Source organism: Shewanella sp. 30m-14 (assembly GCF_052977125.1).
Genome location: NZ_JBRILW010000016.1, coordinates 86,857 through 111,106, shown reverse-complemented (window position 1 = coordinate 111,106; position 24,250 = coordinate 86,857). Strand labels below are relative to the sequence as shown.

At 42.1% G+C, this 24,250-nt stretch carries 22 protein-coding genes; 16 read left to right on the top strand and 6 right to left on the bottom strand.

The annotated features are described in order from the left end of the window. Positions 1-182: 182 nt before the first annotated feature. Complete coding sequence (locus tag ACVBIU_RS13255) at positions 183-614, bottom strand: dCMP deaminase family protein (protein WP_439268041.1); 432 nt, start codon at positions 612-614, stop codon at positions 183-185. 302 nt (positions 615-916) lie between these two features. Here ACVBIU_RS13255 and ACVBIU_RS13250 point away from each other — a divergent pair, with 302 nt between their 5' ends. The 3 genes from ACVBIU_RS13250 to ACVBIU_RS13240 are packed head-to-tail and all read left to right on the top strand — an operon-like array spanning position 917 to position 4,496. Continuing rightward, the gene (locus ACVBIU_RS13250; RefSeq protein ID WP_447163996.1) at positions 917-2,233 is read left to right on the top strand and encodes a PqiA/YebS family transporter subunit; all 1,317 of its coding nucleotides are present in this window, start codon (positions 917-919) and stop codon (positions 2,231-2,233) included. Beyond that, positions 2,230-3,882, top strand: coding sequence for an intermembrane transport protein PqiB (gene pqiB / locus ACVBIU_RS13245; protein WP_447163995.1), 1,653 nt, complete (start codon positions 2,230-2,232; stop codon positions 3,880-3,882). The genes ACVBIU_RS13250 and pqiB overlap by 4 nt, the downstream gene beginning before the upstream one ends. After that, complete coding sequence (locus ACVBIU_RS13240) at positions 3,879-4,496, top strand: PqiC family protein (protein WP_447163994.1); 618 nt, start codon at positions 3,879-3,881, stop codon at positions 4,494-4,496. Before pqiB ends, ACVBIU_RS13240 begins: the two co-directional genes overlap by 4 nt. Positions 4,497-4,709: 213 nt before the next feature. Here ACVBIU_RS13240 and nhaD read toward each other — a convergent pair whose 3' ends face one another. Further along, positions 4,710-6,137: a sodium:proton antiporter NhaD gene (nhaD, locus tag ACVBIU_RS13235; protein ID WP_447160674.1), complete on the bottom strand. Its 1,428-nt coding sequence runs from the start codon at positions 6,135-6,137 to the stop codon at positions 4,710-4,712. A gap of 593 nt (positions 6,138-6,730) precedes the next feature. Next, on the bottom strand, positions 6,731-7,258 hold the full coding sequence (locus tag ACVBIU_RS13230; RefSeq protein ID WP_447160675.1) for an acyloxyacyl hydrolase: 528 nt from the start codon (positions 7,256-7,258) through the stop codon (positions 6,731-6,733). A gap of 217 nt (positions 7,259-7,475) precedes the next feature. Here ACVBIU_RS13230 and ACVBIU_RS13225 point away from each other — a divergent pair, with 217 nt between their 5' ends. The 6 genes from ACVBIU_RS13225 (at position 7,476) to ACVBIU_RS13200 (ending at position 14,223) form a co-directional block, all read left to right on the top strand. Next, positions 7,476-7,868 carry a hypothetical protein gene (locus ACVBIU_RS13225; RefSeq protein ID WP_447160676.1) on the top strand — a complete coding sequence of 131 codons (393 nt, stop codon included), beginning with the start codon at positions 7,476-7,478 and terminating at the stop codon, positions 7,866-7,868. 108 nt (positions 7,869-7,976) lie between these two features. Next, positions 7,977-9,626 carry a phosphoethanolamine transferase gene (locus ACVBIU_RS13220; protein ID WP_447163993.1) on the top strand — a complete coding sequence of 550 codons (1,650 nt, stop codon included), beginning with the start codon at positions 7,977-7,979 and terminating at the stop codon, positions 9,624-9,626. Between the two features lie 192 nt (positions 9,627-9,818). Beyond that, entirely contained in the window at positions 9,819-10,067 is a 249-nt protein-coding gene (locus ACVBIU_RS13215; RefSeq protein ID WP_447160678.1) for a DUF3297 family protein, read from the top strand. Between the two features lie 607 nt (positions 10,068-10,674). Continuing rightward, complete coding sequence (locus ACVBIU_RS13210; RefSeq protein ID WP_447163992.1) at positions 10,675-11,790, top strand: HlyD family secretion protein; 1,116 nt, start codon at positions 10,675-10,677, stop codon at positions 11,788-11,790. Next, positions 11,780-12,781 (top strand): DUF2955 domain-containing protein, encoded by a 1,002-nt coding sequence (locus ACVBIU_RS13205; RefSeq protein WP_447163991.1) that lies wholly within the window; start codon positions 11,780-11,782, stop codon positions 12,779-12,781. Before ACVBIU_RS13210 ends, ACVBIU_RS13205 begins: the two co-directional genes overlap by 11 nt. A 251-nt stretch (positions 12,782-13,032) precedes the next feature. Then, entirely contained in the window at positions 13,033-14,223 is a 1,191-nt protein-coding gene (locus ACVBIU_RS13200) for a GGDEF domain-containing protein (protein WP_447163990.1), read from the top strand. Between the two features lie 123 nt (positions 14,224-14,346). Here the strand turns inward: ACVBIU_RS13200 and ACVBIU_RS13195 are convergent, their stop codons facing one another. Continuing rightward, positions 14,347-16,353 carry a methyl-accepting chemotaxis protein gene (locus ACVBIU_RS13195; protein WP_447163989.1) on the bottom strand — a complete coding sequence of 669 codons (2,007 nt, stop codon included), beginning with the start codon at positions 16,351-16,353 and terminating at the stop codon, positions 14,347-14,349. 522 nt (positions 16,354-16,875) lie between these two features. Here ACVBIU_RS13195 and ACVBIU_RS13190 point away from each other — a divergent pair. Next, positions 16,876-17,961: a DUF3083 family protein gene (locus tag ACVBIU_RS13190; protein WP_447163988.1), complete on the top strand. Its 1,086-nt coding sequence runs from the start codon at positions 16,876-16,878 to the stop codon at positions 17,959-17,961. Between the two features lie 257 nt (positions 17,962-18,218). Further along, positions 18,219-18,347: a hypothetical protein gene (locus ACVBIU_RS13185; protein ID WP_447160684.1), complete on the top strand. Its 129-nt coding sequence runs from the start codon at positions 18,219-18,221 to the stop codon at positions 18,345-18,347. A 442-nt stretch (positions 18,348-18,789) separates the two neighbouring features. Here ACVBIU_RS13185 and cspE read toward each other — a convergent pair whose 3' ends face one another. Both cspE and ACVBIU_RS13175 read right to left on the bottom strand, forming a co-directional pair. After that, positions 18,790-18,999 carry a transcription antiterminator/RNA stability regulator CspE gene (gene cspE / locus ACVBIU_RS13180; protein WP_447160685.1) on the bottom strand — a complete coding sequence of 70 codons (210 nt, stop codon included), beginning with the start codon at positions 18,997-18,999 and terminating at the stop codon, positions 18,790-18,792. A 340-nt stretch (positions 19,000-19,339) separates the two neighbouring features. Then, complete coding sequence (locus ACVBIU_RS13175; protein ID WP_447163987.1) at positions 19,340-19,528, bottom strand: hypothetical protein; 189 nt, start codon at positions 19,526-19,528, stop codon at positions 19,340-19,342. Between the two features lie 505 nt (positions 19,529-20,033). On the opposite strand from ACVBIU_RS13175, the gene ACVBIU_RS13170 reads away from it, so the two are divergent. From ACVBIU_RS13170 to ACVBIU_RS13150, 5 genes are all read left to right on the top strand, one after another. Continuing rightward, entirely contained in the window at positions 20,034-20,435 is a 402-nt protein-coding gene (locus ACVBIU_RS13170; protein ID WP_447160687.1) for a ribosome recycling factor family protein, read from the top strand. Positions 20,436-20,635: 200 nt separating this feature from the next. After that, a complete protein-coding gene (locus tag ACVBIU_RS13165) occupies positions 20,636-21,829 on the top strand; it encodes an ankyrin repeat domain-containing protein (protein ID WP_447163986.1) in 1,194 nt (397 codons plus the stop codon). Positions 21,830-22,043: 214 nt separating this feature from the next. Then, positions 22,044-22,301, top strand: a complete 258-nt coding sequence (locus ACVBIU_RS13160) for a DUF3081 family protein (RefSeq protein ID WP_447163985.1) — start codon at positions 22,044-22,046, stop codon at positions 22,299-22,301. A 120-nt stretch (positions 22,302-22,421) separates the two neighbouring features. After that, positions 22,422-22,580, top strand: coding sequence for a DUF2256 domain-containing protein (locus tag ACVBIU_RS13155; protein ID WP_442530498.1), 159 nt, complete (start codon positions 22,422-22,424; stop codon positions 22,578-22,580). Between the two features lie 11 nt (positions 22,581-22,591). Next, positions 22,592-24,244, top strand: coding sequence for a cryptochrome/photolyase family protein (locus ACVBIU_RS13150; RefSeq protein ID WP_447163984.1), 1,653 nt, complete (start codon positions 22,592-22,594; stop codon positions 24,242-24,244). The last annotated feature ends 6 nt before the right edge of the window (positions 24,245-24,250 follow it).

Below are 24,250 nucleotides of genomic sequence, written 5' to 3'. Positions count from 1 at the left end.
TTTGCTGGTGATAAAACAGTACTTATTTTGCTGGTGATAAAACAGTACTTATTTTGCTGGTGATAAAACAGTACTTACCTTGCTGATGATAAAGCTGTACTTATCTTGTTGATGATAAAGCAGTGTAGTCTGATGAAGATAAAGGCAGAGTCGACTTTTTGTCAGTTTACTCTGCCTTTATATTACTGCTGCATCCAATCGACGTTAACGCCGGCTTGGTCAAACATATCTTGGCTTATTTGAATCTTTTCAGCCCAGCGTGACAGGAAATCTTCGCTTGGTTTTGGACTGTGTACTGTGCTTAATCCAGTTTGGATTATCTTTGCTGCGCAATTAGGGCAGGGGAAGTGAGTCACCCATATTTCGCAGCCGCTGAGATCACGCTTAGCATAGAGAATGGCATTCTCTTCTGCATGGAGGGTTTTTAGCAGCTTCATCTCTCGGTTGTCAGTTTCGGCACTATCGGAGATCCCATGTGGGTAACCGTTGAAACCTAAGGAGACAATTCGGTTATCTTCGGTGATCACCGCACCTACTTGAGTGGAGGGATCTTTACTCCAAGATGCTACAAGCTCGGCCATCTGCAAAAAACGTGTCGCCCATTTTGTCATCATTTAACAGATACTCCTTATGTGTGCTATTGAATAACCAACTCAAACTAGGTGTTATTCTCTATGGTGAACAGTGATAAATCAACCTATAGCCAATGAATAGACAATGAATAAGTAAAGTGTCTGCTGTTTCTGGCAGCGATATCTGAGCTTATACATCAAGTGGTTATATTTGATCCTCTGCCTATAATCAAAGTGCCACTTCATTTATTGACTTGAGTATTGTTATGCTGAGTTGTAAACTTTTGGCCTAGACTTTTCCTGCCGCTTAAGTCAAAACACCTTAATTAGGTTTGATTAACTATATGGTCATTAAGAAAGATGAAAACAATAGTTTAGATGAAACCGATGTTTGCCATGAGTGTGATCTTACCGTGTTGATCCCCAGATTAGCCGAAAACCAAAAAGCACTTTGCCCACGTTGCGGTTACCTTTTAACCGCTAAACGTACAAACTCCTTAGAACGTGTGTTTGCATTTGCCATTTCTGCTTTAATTTTTTTATTACTATCATTTCCATTTGGGTTTATTTCATTTGAATATAATGGCCTGGGGGATAGCATTAAGCTCCTGGACAGTGTGAGTATTCTTGTTGAAAATGGTTATGCTTGGCTTGCCATTATCGAAGTTATTAGCGTGTTTGTTATTCCTAGTTTTATTTTGATGTCTCTTAGCTATTTAATCTTTTTTCTCAGGCAAGGTCGCTACCCTGCTCACGGGCTTATGCTCACAAGAGTTATATTCAAATTGATCCCCTGGAATATGGTTGAAATATTTTTAATTGGCACCTTAGTGAGCTTTGTCAAAATCATTTCGATAGCAGAAATTGGCTTGGGCACGTCCTATTTTGCATTCATCTTATTTTCACTTTCAATGACAGCGGCATTATTACACTTAGATAAAAGAGTATTTTATCAAGCGATAGCCACGAGCCTAACAGCAAAAGAGCTGCTGCAAGTGGCAGAGTCTGCTGCAGCTAAGTCTGTTAAAGCTGAGTCAGTTAAAGCTAAGCGAATAGAATTAACGCTGGTGGAGTCAGAGTTAGTGGGATCAGAGTTAGTGGGGGCAAAATTAGACGCGCCAGAGACTGAGAGACAAGTAAAAGGTGGTCGCGATAAACAGCAAGCTAACAGCCTATCAATCCAAAAAACCTGGGCGTTTATTATTACTTCTATTTTGTTGTATATTCCAGCTAACTTATTGCCAATCATGAACACTGAGTTTTTAGGTCAAAGTGAGCCTAATACCATAATTGGTGGTGTGTTATTACTTTGGCAAGATAAGTCATATCCTATTGCTATCGTAGTGTTTATTGCTAGCATCATGGTGCCCATCACCAAAATTGTCATCCTTATCTGGTTAAATTACAGCGTACAGACTCATTCTGGTCGATTAGAGCATCAACGTATATTTTTGTACCGCGCAGCAGAGTTTATTGGTCGCTGGTCTATGATGGATATATTTGTGGTGATTACACTAACCAGTTTGGTTCAGCTTGGTAATACTATAAGCATTATACCTGGGCCCGCTAGCCTAGCTTTCTCTGCTGTCGTGATCATGACGATGTTGGCTGCAATGAGCTTTGAGCCGAAATTAATTTATAACGAGTATCAACATTTATGAAATCACAACAGCCCCTTGATGCAGAGATTAAAACGGTGAAAACAATCTCTAAGGTTTGGTTCGTACCTATAGTCGCGCTGTTGATTGGTGGCTGGATGGTGTATTACCACCTCAGTAACCAAGGTCCGGCTGTGACCATTTTGTTTAATTCGGCTGAGGGGATGGAAGCTGGAAAAACAAAAATAAAATCCAGATCGGTCACTATTGGTGAAGTTGAAACCATTAAGCTCAATGAGCAAGATGATGGCGTTATTGTGACAGTAAGAATGTCAAACGATACTGAAAAAATGCTGGTGAAAGACAGCAAGTTTTGGGTGGTGAGCCCTCAAATTGCCCTGTCAGGAGTTACGGGCTTGGATACATTAATATCCGGTGTGTATATTGAGCTTTCGCCGGGCTTATCTGAGCAACGTAGCAGTGAATTTACCGCGCTTAACTCTCCCCCGATAACCCCCAAGGGAACGCCTGGCTTACATGTCACCTTAAACAGTGATAAGCAATTTGCTTATTCCCAGGGCGACCCGATTATTTATAAAGGCTTAACCGTCGGTAAAATTGAAGAGGTGCACTTTAATATTAAAGATCGCGCCATCTATTACAATGCGTTTATTCATGCGCCATATCATGAGCTACTCACAAGTAACACCCGATTTTGGGATGCCAGCGGTTTAGTTGTCGACCTCAATGCCGAGGGGATTTCACTTAAAACGGGCAGTATTCAAACCATATTAACGAATGGGGTGACCTTTGGCATACCAAAGGGAATGCCATTAGGCGCTAAAATTACCGAACTCGATTCCTTTGAAGTTTATTCCGATTATCAAGGGGCGAGTAATGCGCGCTATAAATACTCATTAGAATATGTGATGTTAGTGAGTGATACGATTCGAGGTTTAAGTGTCGGTGCACCAGTGGAGTATCGTGGCGTGACTGTCGGCGAGGTGTCTTCGGTTGAGTTAATCACGACAGATCCAAGCGCTTTGTACAGTGATAATGTTCGAATTCCGGTACTCCTCAGTATTCAGCCGGGGCGAATAGGCTTACCTGATAATGAGCAAGGCGTTGCCTTGATGAAGCAGCATAATACGCTCTGGATCCAAGAGGGGTTAAGGGCCAGCTTGAAAACAGGCAGTTTACTAACAGGAAGCCTGTTTGTTGAATTGCAGCATTTTGATTTACCACGAATCGAGAAGCTTGAAACCTATAAAAAGTATGCTGTGATCCCAACGGTTAAAGATCAGTATTCACAACTAATTGATAAGGTTGAGCTGTTTGTCGATAATCTCAATGGGTTACCGTTAGATGAGATGACAAGTAATGCTAATGTCACATTAGTTAATGCTGCTAGTCTGCTTAGCGAGTTACAGCATACGAGCCAAAACCTAAATAAGCTCTTGGCCAGTGCTGAGCAGCAAGGTTTAGTTAAGCAGTTAAGAGTTGCATTAGAGAGTTTTGCTACGCTGAGTCAGGATTTCTCTTCAGGATCTCAAGGCTATGGGCAGTTACAGCAAGCGATGAAGAGTATTTCAGATGTGATGTATGAGCTTAAGCCTTTACTCGAGCAGCTAAAGCATAAGCCAAATGGGCTCATATTTGATTCTGGCAGCCAAGACGAAGAGCCAAAAAAATATTCAGAGGTTAACCAATGAGACTCATTTTAATCAGTTTAATCGGCGCAGTCTTGTTTCTTACTGGCTGCAGTTCAGCGTCAAACACTAGCAGTTATTACCTATTAAATAGCTACACGTCAGCTGGCGTTGCGGCACTTGACTTAAGCAAGCGCGGTGAGCTAAGTGAAAAAGCCAACGTTGAGCTTACGGTGCAGTTGGCTGAGTACTTAAACTCTCCTTATATTGTGATGCAAATTAATCAGCACAAACTAAACTATGCCAGTTTTCATATGTGGGCCGAACCATTAGCCGATGAAACCTTAAAAGCGTTGCAGCTTGATTTAAATGCTTTAAGCAACACGCTCAAATTTGTCAGCACAGCAAAAGTGAGCGAGACCAATAAGCAAGCCCATCTATCAATCCAAATCGATTATTTTTACGTGACAGCACAATCTAAGGTGGTGTTGTCTGGGCGCTATCAATATAACAACAGTTCTGAAATGGGAACTGAATCAAAGGGGGCTCAAAGTATTGAGCAAGCTTTCACCTTTGAGGAGCCATTAGAAGCAGACGGGTACTCGCAATCAGTAACCCAGATGAGAAGCTTGCTGTTAACACTCGCTAAGCAAATCACGGCTAATATCACATACTAAATATCACATATTAACCATTATGAGGGCTGTGCTTGAGAGGCCTGCCAATGTTACTCACTAATGTTTTTACCATAGTTCCTAATATGAGTTTCTCAGATTAGTTTCTAGCTAATGATTCTCGTTAATGTTTCTAGCATAGGTTCTTGCATAGTTTCTAGCACCTAAAAGCTCGGCTTTAGCCGAGCTTTATCATGTGCAGTTAATACACAAACCTTAAAACAGATGGCTGTTGAGCAGAAGGTGGCACACAATACCTGCCGCATACCCTAATGCAATAACTGGCATCCATTTTAAGTGACCAAAGAATGTATATTTTCCATGTGCAGCCCCCATCAGCGCCACACCTGCCGCTGAACCGATAGAGAGCATACTGCCACCAATACCGGCAGTGAGTGTTACCAGTAACCAATTTCCTAAGCTCAGCTCGGGCTGCATCGTCAGTACTGCAAACATCACCGGAATATTATCAACAATAGCCGATAGCACTCCGACCATAATATTAGCCCAGACAGGGTCCCACTGGTTATACATCACATCAGACACTACACCTAGATAGCCTAATAAGCTAAGGCCTCCTACGCACATAACGACCCCGTAGAAAAACAGTAAGGTGTCCCACTCGGCATGAGAGACGCGTTTAAATACATCAAATGGTACAACAGATCCTAATCGTTTCAGGGCTGCCTCATCATGATTAGCAATGGCATTGGCTTTCTTTTTCTCTAGTGAGCGTGGCAGGGTTTTGCGTAGAAAAAAACCAAAAAACTGTAAGTAGCCTAATCCCATCATCATGCCAATAACGGGGGGGAAATGTACCAAGGCATGAAAACTGACGGCTGTGGCGATGGTGAGAATAAATAGTGCCACAATGCGCTTTGCGCCTCGTTTAAGCTCAACATGTTCATTGGGTAAGTTAGGTTTGGTTAGCGGTACAAAAAAAGACATGATTGTGGCTGGCACGAGGTAGCTCACCAGAGAAGGAATAAACAAATCGGTAAACTGCATAAAATTGACTAGGCCAGCTTGCCAGACCATCAAGGTGGTGATATCACCAAATGGACTGAATGCACCGCCAGCATTTGCGGCGATGACGATATTGATACAGGCAATATTAATAAATTTAATGTTACTGCCACCGACCTTCATGACAACGGCACACATTAATAATGCTGTGGTCAGGTTATCGGCTATTGGCGAGATAACAAAGGATAGTAATCCGGTTAACCAAAACAAAGTTCTGAAATTAAAGCCCTTGCTGACCATCCATGCTTGCAGACCATCAAATAAGCGCCTTTCTTCCATGGCGCTGATATAGGTCATGGCGACTAACAAAAACAGCAATAACTCAGAGTATTCGAGTAAGTTATGTTCTAAAGCCTGCTTGGCAACCTCTGTTTGTCCCTGCTGTTGATAGGCAAATCCTATCATCAGCCAAATTAACCCAGCAGCTAATAGTACGGGTTTAGACTTGCGCAGTTGTAGGTATTCCTCTGCCATCACTAAACAATAAGCCAGAGCAAATATCACTAACGAGGCGTAACCGATACTAGAATGGGTGAGATCTAACCCTGTTTCACTGGCTAAGGCGGGGGCGGCAAGCCCCATAGTGATAATGGCTAAGATTAACTGAATGGGTTTCATATTACTTCTCGGTTCCTTGAGAGATTAATTATTTTTCGATTTTGTATCGATGCAATTATTGGCTGCATCGATGATGGATGTTTTATTAAGTGCTGCATAAGTGCGGCGAAAGTATTGTTTCAATACCTACTGCTTAAAGTAGCTATTGCTTAAAATAGCTACTGCTCAAATTACACTGGTGCTAATAGCACAGGTTTAAATGGCACTGGTTCAAATAGTAATGGTTATTTTTTAAACTATTTTACAGTGGGTTAAGCAAGTAATACAAGTCTAACGCTCGGTGTTATTCAAGATAGATGGCAGCGTTTTAGATTGCAGATTATTGATGATTAGGCATGTTGTTACTCGTGATTTTGATATTAACTATCGCTTATCTTCTTGTTATTAAAGCTGTTATCAATATTTTTGTAAACGATAAACTTTGGGGAGAGTAATGGATGCTAGGTGAAACGGTCATTCGTTTTAATGGGGTAGCGACTAAAGTATACCTATCTGTTATAAGAATACTTACTAGCTAAAGCATACCTGTCTACTTAAGAATGCTTACCAGCTAAAGCATATCTACTTAATCATATCTATCTACTTAAGCGTACCTACCAAGTGTAGCCGTAACTGATACCGATTAAGTCTGCACCATCATTGGCGCTCGCAAGCTCTGCATTCGAATAATGGCTATAAGATAAGCCTATTCTATGATGCTTATTCACAATTAGTCCTAATCCGAGCTTATCCTCAAATAGCCAGTTGGAGCCTAAATCACGGTCTAGATATAGGGTGTTATTGACGTAAGCGACACCGATCCCTAGCTCTAGGTAGAGGCTCATTGGTTTAAAGTGCCATTGATACTGAAAAATGGGATTAAGGCTAAAAACATGATTGCTCTCATGCTTGCTCTTAGGGGAATTGTCCTCCCAGCGCTGTACTGATAACTCAAGCCTTAACCCAATACCGTAGTTATCTAAGAAGGTATCGGTTGTGTCTATACCTTGTAAGTAGGATAAGCGCCAGCTTGCCCCTGAATCGTAGCGCTCATTTTTTGCCGGAATATAGCCATAGGAAAACTCGAGCCCAGAGCTTGCAGCGCAAGTGAATGGAAGTGTTGATAACAGTAATGTCGCCATTGCTTTCAACTTGAACCCTGCGAGTTTCACCATGTCTTTGACTATCATTGGTTGGTAATAATAAAGGTTAGTTTGTTTTGCTGAGTATGGGAGGCGGGGAATGATTTATTATGTGAATCGCCCCTATTTGTGTAACTAAATTCAATCTACTTATCAGCTGCTACACTGTACACAGAGCATAAAATGACAAAACAAACAGACGATAAAGAGAATGATAATGCTACGAATTGTATTCATATTGGGCCTGTTACTTTTTTCCTTCGATACTAAGGCGCAAGGTAACAACAGCTTTAGTAGTGAGGTGAGCCATTTTGCCGGAGGCATGGTCGCGGCAGGAGCAATGGTGGTTGTAAGCGATTACTACTGGCCTGAACAGAATCGTGCCTGGGTGGGGTTTACCGTTAGTGCTGTCGCTGGCGGCTTGGCGGAACTGTACCAATACAGCCGTGATGAAAATACGGCTGAAAATGCATTGTTAGACGCTGCATCCCATGCCCTTGGCTCTGCCGTCGGTGCATATATAACTGATCAGTATATTTTGTCACCGGTTATTAGAGTCGATGAAGGTAAAGGTACTTTTGTGGGGCTAAGAGCTTCATTTGTCTTTTAATCTTTTAATACTTGAATCTCGTGGAGGTATTGTGACTTTAAGAAGGAGCTTGAGTGATAAAAGGTTAGAACAATATCTCTATTCGTTCTATAGGTAACGGGATGTTATATGAAACTTGCTTTCAGTAAATTATTCCGTTCCGGCATATCCTACGCATTTTTTAGCTTTGCTCTGGCCCTGTATTTTTCATTAGTTATTAATATCCCTATATATGCTGAATTATATAAAGTATTAAATCAAATTGATGGTGTTAAATTCGGTTTTGTTGTTTCATTGCCGGTATTTTTTTGCTCAGTGTTAGTGTTTGTTTTTAACTTACTGAGTTGGCCAATTGTAGCCAAACCCTTCTTTATTATCTTATTAATACTTTCCAGTATGGTGAGTTACGCCGGTTATAATTATGGCGCGCTATTTGACTACAATATGATAGTTAATATAGCGGAAACAGATACCAGTGAGGCAGGGTCTTACTTTAGCGCTTACTCAACGCTTTGGGTATTTTTGATGGGGATCATACCTGCACTGATTGTGTTCATGGTGCCTGTAGGAATAAAGCAAAGCCCAGCGAAAATGCTAATGATGAAAGTAACCTCTATGCTGCTGTCATTAATGGTTATCGCGGTTATTGCAGCACTTTACTACCAAGACTACTCATCTGTTGGGCGTAACAATCGCTATCTGAAAAAGTTAGTGATCCCGACGCAGTTTGTTTACAGTTCAGTTGGATATATTAAAGACACTTATTTTTCTGAGCCTTTCGTGTATCGCCAAATTGGCTTAGATGCCAAGCAGGCAGATTCAGCGCTTATCATGGCCGAAACCAAACCGACATTAACGGTGCTGGTTATCGGTGAAACAGCCCGTTCGCAAAATATTGAACTTAACGGTTACCCGCGAAAAACGAATGAATATACCCGTGGGCTTGATATCATTTCATTCCAAAACGTAAGTTCATGTGGCACAGCAACAGCGGTTTCTGTTCCCTGTATGTTTTCTAATATGACTCGAAAAGAGTTCAATCGCAGTATTGCTGATAACCAAGATAATTTGTTAGATGTGTTAAAGCGTGCCGGTATTTCATTATTGTGGAAGGAAAATGATGGCGGTGATAAAAACGTTGCAGCCCGTATTGATAAGGTCACCATAGAACGTGCCGAAATTAACGAGTTTTGCGATGGGACCACATGTTTCGACATGGCCTTATTAGATACATTTGAGCAAGATATAAGCTCTCTTAATGGTAATCGAATGATTGTGCTTCATCTTATAGGAAGCCATGGGCCAACCTATTACAAACGTTACCCTGAACAGATGAAAACGTTTGCCCCTGATTGCCCCAGAAGCGATATTGAAAACTGCTCCATAGAAGAAATTGTTAACACATACGACAATACTATTTTGTACACAGACTATGTGCTCAGTAATACGATTGCCACGTTAATAAAGCTAGAAAAAAATTATAATACAGCACTTATTTACATATCAGATCACGGAGAGTCCCTTGGTGAGAATGGCATGTTTTTACATGGTATGCCGTATCGTTTTGCCCCTGACTATCAAACTCAAGTGCCTCTTATGCTGTGGATGTCACCTGGCTTTAAAGAGTCAAAAAATATTAATGCAGCCTGTTTAGAAAAAGCGGCTAAGAGTCATCCATATTCACACGATAACCTTTTCCATTCGGTGCTAGGCATGATGGAGGTAGAAACCCGTGAGTACCAAAGCAGTTTAGATATATTTAGTCAGTGTAAACAGTAGGTCAGCTTTTGTCTTTGCAAGTTAGGTGAGCGTTAGAGACGTTGTAGTGCGAGAGAGCGAAGCGATAAGCTTTCTTGAATATGAGTGAGAGTCCACTAACATTTATTGCAACCGCTATTGAGCGTTAGGCCTGTATTGCCTACAATAGCGCACTTTTTATTTACTGCAATTTTATTACTACAGGCCAGGATTATGACTGACACTACATCGCAACCGACTTTACCTGATCGTCTTTCTGTTAACCCACGTAGCCCGCATCATGTGGAAGCTATTTTTGAGCACGATATCGGTATCAAGGTTAACGGTAAAGAGCGTTTTGATGTTGAAGAATACTGCATCAGCGAAGGCTGGGTAAAAGTTCCATCACACAAGGCCTTAGACCGTCGCGGTCAACCGCTGATGGTTACCGTTAAGGGTGAGGTTGAAGCGTTTTATAAATAAGCGCAAGTAACTGCCCATCATATTGGGCTGAGATGTTGAGCTAAAATATTGAGCCTTGTCTTTAATTAAAACATTGGTTTACTGATGTTTTAAGCGGCAAGGCTTTTTGTCATTTATGGGCACCTAACATAATATAGCCTCTTAACTTATTTAGCCTCTCCCTACTGCAACATTGCCTTCAATATTGCGCTCTACAGCGACAAGATAGTATTCATTCAAATCTCCATCTCAACCTAAACCTTAATTTCAACCTTAATCTGAAACTCATACCAGTACCCGTCTAGAACTCAATATAAACAGGCGTTAACCCTTGTGTCTGCGCTTAGTCAATGACAGCACGCTGACATAATCTGATGGGGGTAACGGCCACTTTTAGTTAGATATCAATGCTTATGGACAATGCTTATGGCTTATGAGGATGGACATTTTTTACACCTTACTTTGCATCTTATAGTAACTACTTTTGCTTCTCTTCACTTCAGCTAGGCTAATGTTGAACTATATTTCAAATAGGCTCATTTACCTATGCTTACCATTTCCGCTTCAGCGACTCAGCTATGGGTGTATCGGCTAGACCAATCTCCTCATACAATAAAGATGAACAATTATGCCAACAAATAAAGATACAGCAGAAGTCGCTTCCGAAAATACTCAGGAAAAAACGGTTGCCTCTTCTAAGCGAGTCACGTGGATTTTATTAGTTATGGTCTTTTTACTGTGGATTTATACGCTGTGGGCTGATCGTGTGACTCCCATGAATAATCACGCCAGAATTAACGCTCAATTGATCCAAATAACTCCTCAAGTCTCCGCTGATATTTACAAGGTATCTGTGGTCAATAATGCAGAGGTCAGTCAGGGGCAAGCCCTAGTTGAATTAGACAATGCGCCTTTTTTACTAAAAGTTACCGCAGCTCGTCTGCACTTGCAGCAAACGAGTTTGTCATTAGGGGCGGATTCGGCGGGGATCCAAGAGGCTCAAGCCAACTTAGTGGCTAGCCAAATAAAACGTGACAATGCCTATAAACATACTCAGCGAATGACGGCGTTAGGCCGCACAGGGGTGATCAGCAAACAATCTTTAGATGACAGTCAAGATCAGCTTAAAGATGCCGAAGCAATGGTCGTGCAAGCTAAGGCTGCGCTTGAACGCTCAAAAAAAGCCCTTGGACCAAAAGGAGAAAATAATCCTCAACTACAAAGCGCGCTAAATCAGCTCCATCAAGCGCTACTTGAGGAGTCATATTGTCACCTGCAAGCACCTGGCGATGGTGTGATTACTCACCTTAATTTGGCTGCGGGTAACTTTGCCGTAGCGGGCCACCCTTTAATTACCTTTATCAATAACAAGCACACTTGGATCACCGCGATGCTGAGGGAGAACTCGCTCATTTATCTGAAACCGGGTACTCCAGTTAAAATCGTATTTGATGCCTATCCCGGCCAAACCTTTCGTGGTGAGGTGCAATCTATAGGTTGGGGCAGCAGTGGTAATGGCAATTTACAAACTGATCAAACGACGGGATTATTGATCTCTCCTGATGGCTTGCAACACTCGCAACGTTTTCCGGTCAATATCAATCTCGGACCAGAGGCCAGTGCCTTACCGCAGCGTTATGGCGCTCGAGCCATGATAAGTTTTTATCCTGGGCAGTCGACGATGGGTGAAACGCTGCTGGATATATGGACTTGGACTTGGAGCTACTTATCCTATGTTTCATAGCCGAGCCAATGCGCTGATAAGATTGGCTGTATTTCCTGTTTTATTATTATATTGGCAGGATTTTTACGGTACTCGTCTACCACTACTCGGGCCCGCTTTGGTGGCGGTTTTATTTTGCATCAGTTCACAAATGCCATCTACAAAAATGATTTTAAAGCTAGGTGTCATCTTGTTTGTCAGTACTTGGCTACAGGGTAAAATCAGCCTATACCTATTTGATGACCCATTAATCTATTATCTGTTACTGTTTGTTACCTTCTATTGGTGCATGCAAAGGGCGCGTGAAAACCCAGCGGATATCGTATCTTCGTTTATGCTGCTTTCTTTGGTGTTAGTGACGGTATTTAGCCGCCAAAAAGGGCTTGATATCACTCAACTGCCTAAAGGACTATTTTTAGAGCTTATCTATGCCGGTTTCACGGTCTGTATTGCCTTTCTATTATTTCCTGGCGGTGAGGTTATCGCGACAACTCAAACCGTTCCAGAGGGGGCGGCGCAGACGGAGATTTGGCACCTTTTGTTTAAAGCCGCTTGCTCATTTATTTTTTTGTGGGTCTTTATCGACTTAAACTTATCTCAAGCGGCACTTATGGCGATCACTTTAACGAATGTGATTAAGGACCCTAACCCGATGAGGGGGGTAAGCTATGGTATTAACCGTCTTATCATGAACAGTGTTGGGCTGTTGTTTGCTTTACCTCCGTTGTTGGCAGCAGCCTTTGAAGTTAACATTATCGTGCAGTTAGGCATCGCTATCGTTTGTGCCATGTTGGTGGGGATGTATGCGATGAAAAAACACGCTAGTAACAATAATTTTCAAGTCTTATATTGTGGCTATGTGATTTTGCTTTATAAAGGCATTACTGAGAGTGGGGGTTATGCACTGCATAATGATTTTATTCGAATTGGGTCTATTTTATTTTCGGTGATGCTGGGTTTGATTATATTGCAGTTAATTCAACCTCAGACTAAAACCGAGCAAGCATCCTAGCTAGCCATATAGCGCCTATCCATTCGCCCTATGTCATCGGCGGCATTAACTTGGTACCTAAGTCCGTTATTTCGCCCTTGTTGCGAGTATAATGGCGCTTGGCTTCATCTTATTCAAAAAGTGTCGACTTATAGGGCTATGTTCAGCTGCTCTTTACTTACCTCGATGACTCGATGTTGCTTATTGAGCTGATTATTTAACCCTGTCATTGCAGTGTTATGCATTTAATTAGATTTATATAGAGGTTTGTTTTGTCTGCTTTTTACCATAGTTGCCGCTATTTCTTTATCCCTCTTCTATTCACTGCGCTGGCTCTGATGATGAGTGAGATCTATCAAGCTCAGCTGCAGGTTTGGCAAGGGAGGATTGAACAACTTCCTTTTTGGTTGCTACCAGCTGGAGTTGTGATTGCACTGCAATTTAACCGAAGTCGCTTAGCGTATCTGGCGCTGTTAATGCTGGCTTACTATCTGTGTTCGTCGGGTGTTTTCTTTGGCAAGCTAGCAGTGAGTCAGCATTCGGATCTGCTGTTACTGGGGGGAGCGTTCACCATCACCTGGTTTGCTTTCATTAAAGACAGGGGGCTTTTGTCTCCACATAGCTTGGTGAGAGGGCTTGGGATAATACTGAGCTTTTTGGTTGCTTTCGTTTGGATCTGGGCTAACACACAATTTAATACGGAGCTGGACTCTTATCTTATTGAACCCTTGAATGTAGATATTCGCATACAGTCCCCATTGTATCTCTGCGTCGCGTTAGTGTTTATTCGTGGGGTTTGGCAGGCAAACTTAGTTAACACCTCCATCTTCATCACCTTGGTGCTTTGGGCTATACACTTTATTTCGCCAGCATTACTGCCGCAGTCTATTTCGATGACGGCATTAGCCACTATTTACATTTTGACGGTTCTGACCGACTCTTATTTTTTAGCCTATCGCGATGAACTGACTGGGCTTGCCTCGCGTCGCGCGCTATATAATTTAGTGCTTTCACTTGGCCGTAAATACAGTGTTGCGATGCTGGATATCGATCACTTTAAGAAGTTCAACGACACCTATGGCCACGATGTGGGTGATCAGGTGTTGAAGTTAGTCTCGAGTAAAATCGGCGGCGTTCGCGGTGGTGGCAAGGCTTTCCGTTACGGTGGTGAGGAGTTCACCATTGTCTTCCCTCGTAAAGACGCATCATCGACGCTTGATTACCTTGAAGAGGTGCGCGAGGCGATAGAAGAATATGATATCGTGCTGCGAGATGAGAAGCGAAAGAGCCAATCAAAAGCCACACGTGGTAAGGCCCAGCAAAAAACTAAAATGGTGAGTGTCACCATCTCTATTGGTGTTGCTGAGCACCAAAGCGGTGAAAACTTTGATCAAACCATGAAGCGAGCTGACGTTGCCCTATATAAAGCGAAGAAGAAAGGCCGCAATCAGGTTTGTACTTAATAAGCTGTTATAGCAAGGTATTGAGGCTGAGCGTAATGGTGACCAGCGTATTCGATACCTAGCAATACGAATAAGGCTCACGTAAACGGTGAGCCTTATTGTTTTCAGTTGATAAGGTATTTACTATTCAACTTTTAGCGTCGACAGATCCTCATTTAGCTCATTCACCACACTCTGTAGTTTGTCGCTGACTAAGTCCACTTCACTTGCGAGCGCTAATAATTCATCAGCTGAGTCACTGATGTGAGTGATTTTCTCGCTGATCTCCACGCTGACGGCAGATTGTTGCTCTGCCGCTGTCGCGACTTGGAGCACACTGGAATTAATCTGATTAATTCTTTCAGTGACTTCACTTAACTGTTGATAGCTTTGTTGAGTTTCATCGGCGGTTCGGTTAACTCGTTGCTGACTGGCATCTATCTGCTCAACTGCAAGGCTAACATCGTGCTGTAAGCTATTAATCAAGCTGTCTATTTCAGTGGTGGATGCCTGAGTTCGCCCAGCTAAAGTGCGTACTTCATCAGCCACAACAGCAAAACCACGTCCCTGTTCACCGGCTCGCGCAGCCTCAATCGCGGCGTTCAATGCCAATAAATTGGTTTGTTCGGCAATACTTCGAATGGTTTCTAATATGGTATTGATATTATGACTTTGCTGAGAAACTCGCGCGATTTGCTCAGATGCAACGCTCATCTCGCCAGCGAGTGCATTAATTTCATTAGTCGTGTTTTCGACACTGCCATGAGTGTTCTTCAAAAATTCAAATGCTTCCCCTGCGCCGTTAGAGACATCGGTGGCTAAATTTGCCACTTCATTTGACGTGGTCGACATCTCTTCTACAGCAGCGGCTATACTGCTGGTGGCGAGCTTCTGGTTCTCAGTGGCGACTCGGGTCGCTAGGGCGGTTTTAGACAGTTCGGTTGCTTCTTGAGTTAATTGTTTCGACTGGCCTTTTATCGATAACACCATCAACTTGAGTTTTTCTGCAAACGCGTTAAAGCCACTTGCCATGGTGATGAGCTCTTTATGACTTTCTATATCAAGAGTTTGCGTCAAATCACCATCACTCTTAGATAGGCTATCGAACTTTTGCGCCATCTGTGACATGGGCTTCACAAAACTGTTAACAAACAGATATAACAGCACCATAGCCAGACCTAGTGCAATCAGCGAGTAAGTGACCATTTTTACTGCTGTTGCTTCTGTTGCTTGCTTCATTTGCGTTATCAAGGTTTGGCTATCAGCCAGTGCCACAGCTTTAGGTTGGCGGATGACTAATGTCCACTCGGTATTAGAGGCGCTAATATTGATTTTTGCTACTGTGGTCAGATAGTCAGGGCTGTTTACCTTTGCAGTCTGTAACTCTTTTGCCAGTTGTGTGTCGGCCTCGGTCAGTGGGCGGTTTAACTGTTTGCTGTGATTAGAGCTTGCCACTAAGCGCTGCTGTTCACTTAATAGATTGACTTGTGCTTGCGGGAGATCGGCGGCGATTGCCACAATCATTTTTTGTAATAAGGGTAAGTTTATATCTACTCCGACTAAGCCTCTAAACTGACCTCCGGCTGTCACGGGGGCCGCTAAGGTGGTCATTAGAACTTTTTCTCCGCCCTCTAGCTCATACCAGTAAGGCTCTATAGTACAGGGCTTGCCGGTCTCTTTACTGCATAAATACCACTCGGCTTCTCGCTGGCCAAACTCATCTCTGGTATCTAGGTACTTTTCATCTGGATCGTCGACAGGATAAAAAGCTAACTCTCCATCTTCTCTCACCCAATAGATTTCAAGCGTGCCTTGATCAGAACTATGGGTTAAATCTCCTTTAAATTGGCTATCAATTTGATCATAGCCATTGGGTTCAAACTGGCTGTATATGGCACTCACCTGAGAGTTAGCGTTGAGGAATTGTTGGTTAAGCGCCTTAACCTGAACTCGGGAAAATACATTGCCATCGGCATGTGATGAACTACTGGCTAATAGCTCAGCTAAGGTTAGCGGCACCATAAATGCACCGTTTAAACGACTTTCAATAATGACGGCTGATTTGGCGGCAATTTCATCCAGTTTAGCTTGAGTAATGCGCTGTAAACTATCTGCCGACAACTGCTGTGACTCCGTAGCCGTCGTCTGCATTGACGTAATGCCGACCCAAGTAATAAGGAGTAATGACAACACTATTATTAAGGCCGTCGTTAGTAACAGTTTTATTTTAAGAGAAGACTTCTGCATTCTAAACACGCTCTACAACTTTCAATAAACCGCATATTAAATGTTTGTTATTGGATGGTAAATAGCGGTTGTGGCTAATGGTGACTTGTATCGCTTTTGTTTTGTTGGTGTTTTTGTGATTAGAGTTGCTTATACCTTGATAGATTAAAATTTGAATACACTTTTTACCGAGTGATAGTTATAGCGTAATAGTTACAGGATGAGCGTTAATAGGCGTATTTGAGGCTATTTAATTGGATATGACTTGGCGGATTTAATGACTATTTGAAATGTCTTTATATATCGATTTTAAGAAATAAATCAGATTCAAAGCGTATTATGTTTCTAACTAGTAAAAAGAGTGTTCTATCGTAGTATCTTTGTCAAAAAATATCGCTACTATTGGCACCAAGATATATATGTATTAACTTAATACAAGGAGTATTTATGTCCCTTAGCCATCAGCAGAAAGTGTACATTCCCAAGGGCGTTCGAGCCAATCAGTACATTACTGCAGAGATCATAGTAACAGATGCGTTGCTAGCTCATTTTCCGGATTACAAAACATGTTACGAGTCTCTTAGTCGCACTATTTTTACGTTAGGGGAGCAAGAGGAGCTATATAACCTTCATGTGATCACTAACGATAAGTTACCTGTGGTGCGTTTTCATGCTGAAGCATATTGCTTTCCAACCGAAGAGCAGATCATATTCTTCTACAATCCTGAATATCATGAAGCGCAAAGCCTTCATAGTAAAGATGATTACCGAGCAAGAAAAATTAGGATTGTATTCTTGGCTACGGGTGACGAAATTCGCAGTAACTCTGCTAATTTCCATATTAAGGTGCAGACCTTCCTTGCCAAATTGATGCCTCAGTTACCAGAGCAAAATCTAAAAATCAAAATTCGCGATCATCAGCACCTTTCATATGATCTGTTCGCTAAAGCGAAAGGCAATAAAGAGAGTTATGGTTATAAGCTACGCTCAATCAGCGATAGGTATAGAGCAAGACAATGCCCGCTTCCAGAGGATCACGGTTCATTATGCTATGTTACGGTCAAACTACCGTTAAGCCGTAAGCTTAAGCAGGCCATATTACCAGAACCGACCAATGACTTTACGCCTCTGTATCAGAAGCTTGAGGATGTATTTATTCAGGCGGCTTCAGCCAAACAGCTTAAACGAATTGCCATGGTTGCAAATGGGCTAACCCCGCTTGTGCGTAACAGTAAATTCGATCTAGTTGATGGCACTGACGAAGTGCAAATGCTTGGTTTTGACCCTAATATCGAAGAGCAGCAGTTTATTCGTCATTGGGACGGTAGCCGCTTAGTCGAAATGGTTAGCTTTACGATTGCCGCTGGCGTTAATGATTGTAAAGATGGCGCACTTGGGCGCTACTTGAACCGAGTTGAAGATGCGCTAAGGAGCCTCACGTCTGAATTGGCGTTAGACAAATCTCGTGATGAGCTGATTGTGCGATTCCACCAACATATTAGTTATCAAGCACCTGAGCAGCTGCTGAGCTGATCTTTTGCTGAGCCAGTCTTATTGCTGATATAGTAAAACACGCTTAAATCCTGGCGTGATATGTTGAGTCTTGTGTACCTAAATGGTGTCATTATCTATGGTAGGCAAGGCTCTTTACATCGGGTTACCACTGCGGCAATACAGATTGATGATCTAAAAAGATTATTGATCTAAATAGAGGCTGGTGCTTCTCTTAAAGTGGGGGAGGGCTTAAGAGCGTTATTGATGACTTTGAACTTGCGTAACGAGTCTTACTAATGAGTGGTCGAAAAGTTACCGATAAGCTGGTTATTGCCATTGATGATCTTACCTTGGCAGGTTTCATCACAATAGATAAAGTCTATATTTCTATCTACGACATTGCCCTTGACGAGAACATGACGTAATAGTACATCACCATTTAGCTGGTGGATTAGTGCATTCCAAGAAATGTTATCTTTAAAAATATTAAAATTTACTCTCATTTATTACCTTTTTTTGTTTGTTTTAGTGTGTGCTGATTTCTTTTTAGATTGGTGAAACCAAAATCGTTTTGGACCCGATGTACGAGACATAGTTAACCTTTTTGAAAAATGACTTAACAATAAGCAAAACTTAAAATAAGTCTTATTTTTTTTATTTAATTTGTATTTATAAGAATATAACGAAGTGATTCAGAAACGTAATGACATATACAACAAGCAGATGATTGAAATGTTAATGTTTTCGCAGATACAGTATAAATTTGGATTAAAGTTTTTTGTTGAAGTTGATTTTTAACGTCAGTGTTATTGGCGTTAGTTTTAAATGACGTAAATGGTATAAAACCATTTACGTCAACTTACGAAGTTACAGCGCGCTTACGTTAGCTGCTTGCAGGCCTTTTTGACCTTGCTCTACTTCGAAAGATACTTTTTGGCCTTCAGCCAAAGTCTTGAAGCCGTCAGAAGTGATTGCACGGAAGTGAACGAATACGTCAGCGCCGCCATTGTCTTGAGTAATGAAACCAAAACCTTTCTCTTCGTTAAACCATTTTACGATACCAGTTGTATTAGACATTATGTGTCCCTTAATATTAAATTAATAAAAATTGTCGCAGTATGCGGTGCACTGAAAAATTGAATTATTTAATGTGATGATGAATATAAGGGAAAACTGAGGATAACAACAATAACGAAGGAATTCTGAGATTTTACTTTTTACTTATTTTTCATTAATCACTCTCAATAGCAGAGCGAGGTAGATACTACGCGATAATTGAGCGTTGTCCATACTTATTTTTAACTTTCTACTTATATCAATAAAATTATCATAAAAATGGCAACGTTTCTCATGCTGTAGACGGAGCCTTTTCAGGTGATGGGCAAGCCGCAAAGCGCTAAGCTTGCTTTGGATGCGCTTAGATAAGATCTGAAGATATGGCAGTTAAATGCATCTCGAGTTCATCTTCAGTTGAGGGCAATGAATTTAACTCAAACGTCAGTGGTTTACTGCCATTAAGCATGAACACTGAGTGGGTACCATGATCGTAGTGAAACCATTTGCCGTTGACGCATAAGTCGGTATAACAATTTGGTAGTAGCTCCATAGGGTACCTCTATATTGTAGGTTTAATGATGATAAGCGGCTGTTTAACATCGCAATGTCACGATGGTGTGAGCTCTGCGAGGTAAGTTTGAGTGCTGCCCGTGATCTCGCTCACCTTTATATGGCCTGAAAAAGCGTAGGCGGTTATTGATCTACATCAAACGCAAGATAAATAGCGGTTTTGTTTTTCAATTGTGGCGATATAAATCACTGAGTTTTGCGTTAGGTTAGTGTCTTTTTGAAAGATAGTATGGAGTCAGTTGGCTGTAGCGATAGTTACTTTTGTTTGGTTGGCATTACCTGTTCATTGCTAAGCGCATTGTTGAAGAGCACTCGTAAGAATTGTTGCAAGAGCAGTTACAAGCGCAGCACTTGAGTTTTTGATTCAGGGCTGAAAAAATAGCTTAGTCGTTAATGACCTTGCCTCTGAAGCGCTAAATTCTCGCTGAGCGATTACATCTTTATACTAATTGATATTAATACTTAAGGTCCCTCGAAACACCACCATGAAACATGAGATTACTATCTCGCTTCCCTCGCTCATCCATCGAATTGGCCGCGAAGCGGTAAAGCAAGCACAAGCCGTTGCTAAACAATTTACTTGTGAGCTTAAGCGTGTGCGCCGTTCTCGAAACTGGGGGATAAGCGGTGATGCTATGCAAATCCAGGCCTTTAGTCAGCAGCTAAAAACTGTGCAATTAAGCGCAGGTAGTAGCGAGTTTGCTTACCTTATTCGAAAAGTGGATACCGGCTTATTGAGCCATGCCGATAAGTTGGAGCCGTTAGCTGTAAAGCTCGCTCGTTTAATCACTCAAGATCCCAACATCACTTTAGCCGAGTTGATGCACATGACTGATTGCACCATGGCTGAGGCCAGAACCGCGCGTTTTGAGGCTGATAGCTGGTAGACCGTGGGCATTTTTCTTTGCAAAATTCGCCTTTAAATTGTTCAGCAAAGCAGTTTGTAACTTTAAATATCTTCATTGAAAATAACGGCTTGCACTTGTTGTGGCAAGGGACTAGTCTACAAAAAATTTGGCGTGTATTTTTAATGTTAGTCAGTATAAAGATGCGTTCGCTTTAGACATGAATCAAAAATGAGGTTTACATGCTTAGCAGTAATATTTTCGATGGATTAACGCTAGACGATGTACTAAGTGAGCATCTTGCCGGGCTAGCTAGTTATGATGAGCCTTATTTTATCTGTATCAAGCTAAATACCACGAGCGATAACGCGATAAAAATGTTGATCCCAGAGCTTGATCATCTGGATGACGATATTTATGCGTTTAGACTTGAAAAACACTTGTTATTACTCAGCCTTGAGTGCGAAGTTGACGAGATAAAGTCACTTGCAAACATGTTACTTGACGCCTTTGCTGCGAATAATGTTACCGCGCAAATCGCTGTTTTCCATCATAACTGCTTAGGCGCACCGATTGAGACCTTAAAGTGGTCAACTCAGTTGTTAGAAGTCCTAATTGATAAGTCGCCTAACGAGTCTATTGTCGAGTTCAACGACTTTTGCGACCGTGGAAATTGGCCTGGTTTGAGCGACTACATTGAAGGGCGTGAACCGGGGAGTGGCGCTGATTTAGGCTATAACTATGATGAAAAAGCCTATGATGAAGACGACGATGACTTTGATGACGATGACGATGAAAGCCATGATCGTTTTGATGAACATGGTTTTGATAAGGATGGTCTAGATGCCAATGGTTTTACTGCACTTATTCAGGCTATTTTAGATAAAGATGCCGCAGTGGTAGCCAAAATGATAGCTAATGAAGCTGACGTGAATCAGGGCGATTGGTACAAGAATAAACCGCTTAATCATGCGGTCCAAAAAAGTACGCTTGAGATTGTTAGCTTACTACTTGAGTCGGGTGCTAATCCTAATCAAGCGGGAAGTTATGGCACGCTAGCGCTTAATATCGCCAGCCAAAACGGTATGTTGTCAAAGATGCAGCTGTTGTTATCAAAGGGCGCAGATGTAAACGGCTTAGATGATGAAGGTGAAAGCGCGCTAATGGCCGCCGCCGGCAACAGCACTGCCGAGGTGGTAGCATTATTGCTGCAATCTGGCGCTGATTGTAATGCGCTCAGTGACGATGGTAACACTGCACTTATCCATGCTGTTATTGGTAACTATAATGAACGTACTGTGATTGTTGAGTTACTGCTTGCTAATGGTGCTGCTAAGACGATGCATCATCAGAATATTCATGACTCAAGCGCAATGGATTTGGCTATAGACCGTGAGCATCAAGACATTGTTGAAATGCTAAAGCAGGCGATGTAATAGTCGTTTTCGATATTGATAGGTTCAGTATGAACTAAAGGGATAAGCTTTACGGCTTATCCCTTTTTTATGAGGCAATAAACTGTAAACCAGACTGACGGTATATGCGTATTTAACCCAGTAAAGGCCAATCAGTGCCTTCATTACTGCAACCAAAGCAAGTGGTTTGCGTGTTATTAGCGCTGTGACTACCAAAGCTTTTCAAGGGTTATTTATGTCTTTATCAAAACATCTTTTCGTTTTTAATCATTTGGTTGCTAACGGCACAAAACGTGATGATAAATATCATTTAGATGGCTTAACGGCTTGGCATGATATTGATGGTTATACCTGTTATTTAGGCTATCAAGACTTAGTGATGACGCTGTTGTTTCACGGCCGTTTTGCTTACGAGTATCAAAAGCGGCTGACCTACAATGAGTTCAATTCGCTTATAGAAAAACGCTTTAGGCAACTCAACTCCCCGCAATAGCTTATATTTTAGCTCGCCATTTGGTTAGCAAGAGTAATCTGTAACGCTCACCTGTGCGTATTAGTGTTTATTAGCGCTGTGGGTTGATTTTGCCAGCGACTGAGTGGAGGGAATTTGATATTGAGTAATAATCCGTTGGCATCAAAAATCTGCTTAGTCTGTGAAAGACCATTTAGCTGGCGCAAGAAATGGCGTAAAGACTGGCAGCAGGTTAAGTATTGCTCTAAGCGCTGCGCAGGGCAAAAGCAGAGCTTAAAAAACAAAGATGCTCTGCAGTAAAGGAATGATGTATGAATCAACATAATCAGCAATTTACCACTTTACGGTTGATCTTAGGCGATCAGCTTAACGCCGCTCACTCATGGTATCAGCAGCAAGATGATAAGACCTTGTATGTGATTGCCGAACTGCATCAAGAGACTGATTATGCCAAGCATCATGTGCAAAAAGTGTGTGCTTTTTTTGCTGCGATGCAGGCCTTTGCAAAAGCCTTACAACAAGCAGGGCACCAGGTGCTGCACCTTACTCTTGATGACACTGCACAGTATCCGAACTTACCAGCGCTTTTAGCTGCGTTAATTAACCAGAATAAAATCAATGAGTTTCAGTATCAATTACCTGATGAATATCGGCTGCGTCAGCAGTTGTCGCAGTTTGCTGCTTCGCTTGAGATTACCAGTCTCGCGTTTGAAACCGAGCACTTTTATTTGGCAGATGCCGAACTTCGTGATTATTTTACCGCAGATAAAAAGCATCGTTTAGAGCACTTTTACCGCAAGCTGCGCCGCCGTTTTAATCTATTAATGCAAGGTGATGAACCCGCTGGTGGCCAGTGGAATTATGATGCTGATAATCGGCAGAAGCTTAAAAAAAACGACTTTGACGCTGTGCCAGCGCCGCTGATGTTTACTAACGATGTCAGCGCCATATTGCGTAGGCTAGAGCGCCATCATGTCACCACTATTGGTGCAGCTCACAAAGAGCTGTTGTGGCCGATTACACGCAAACAAGCTAATGAACTATTGCAGTTTTTTTGTCGTCACTGTTTAGTCAATTTTGGTCGCTTCCAAGATGCGATGACTCATGAGTTAGATATGACCGCAGCGCCTGCCATGGGCGAGTTAGCGCTAGCACCCGGTTCAGACGCCAAAGTCGAACAAGTCACGACTGCAGAATACAAAAAACAGTGGAGCCTGTATCACTCGCGGTTGTCGTTTGCGCTCAATGCCAAAATGTTAAGCCCACAACAAGTGATAGACACTGCCATTGGCTATTTTGAGCAAAGTGATGGCGCCATCACCTTGGCGCAAATTGAAGGTTTTGTTCGGCAAATTCTAGGTTGGCGCGAGTTTGTAAGGGGCGTGTATTGGGCCAATATGCCAGATTACGCCAGTCTTAATCACCTTGCTGCTAATCGTCAGTTGCCAAGCTGGTTTTGGGATGGCGACACTAAAATGAACTGTATGCAGCACGCGATTAAACAATCCCTCGATTATGCCTACGCCCACCATATTCAGCGTTTAATGGTTACTGGAAACTTTTGCTTAATCGCCGGTATCGATCCTGATGAAGTGGACGCTTGGTATCTTGGCATTTATATCGACGCTATCGAGTGGGTAGAGATGCCGAATACCCGTGGCATGAGTCAATTTGCCGATGGCGGCATTGTGGGCTCTAAAGCTTATGCCGCGAGCGGTAACTACATCAATAAAATGAGTGATTACTGCAGTGGTTGCCAGTACGAGGTTAAACAAAGTCATAGCGATAATGCTTGCCCACTTAATGCGCTGTATTGGCATTTTTTGCAGCAGCATATTGATGACTTCAGCGCTAATCCACGCACACGTATGGTTTACGCCAATTGGCTGAAAAAGCCAGAGCAAACACAGCAACTTATTTTACAGCGGGCTAAGCATTTACTCGCCCTTATCGACAATTTATAAGGATAT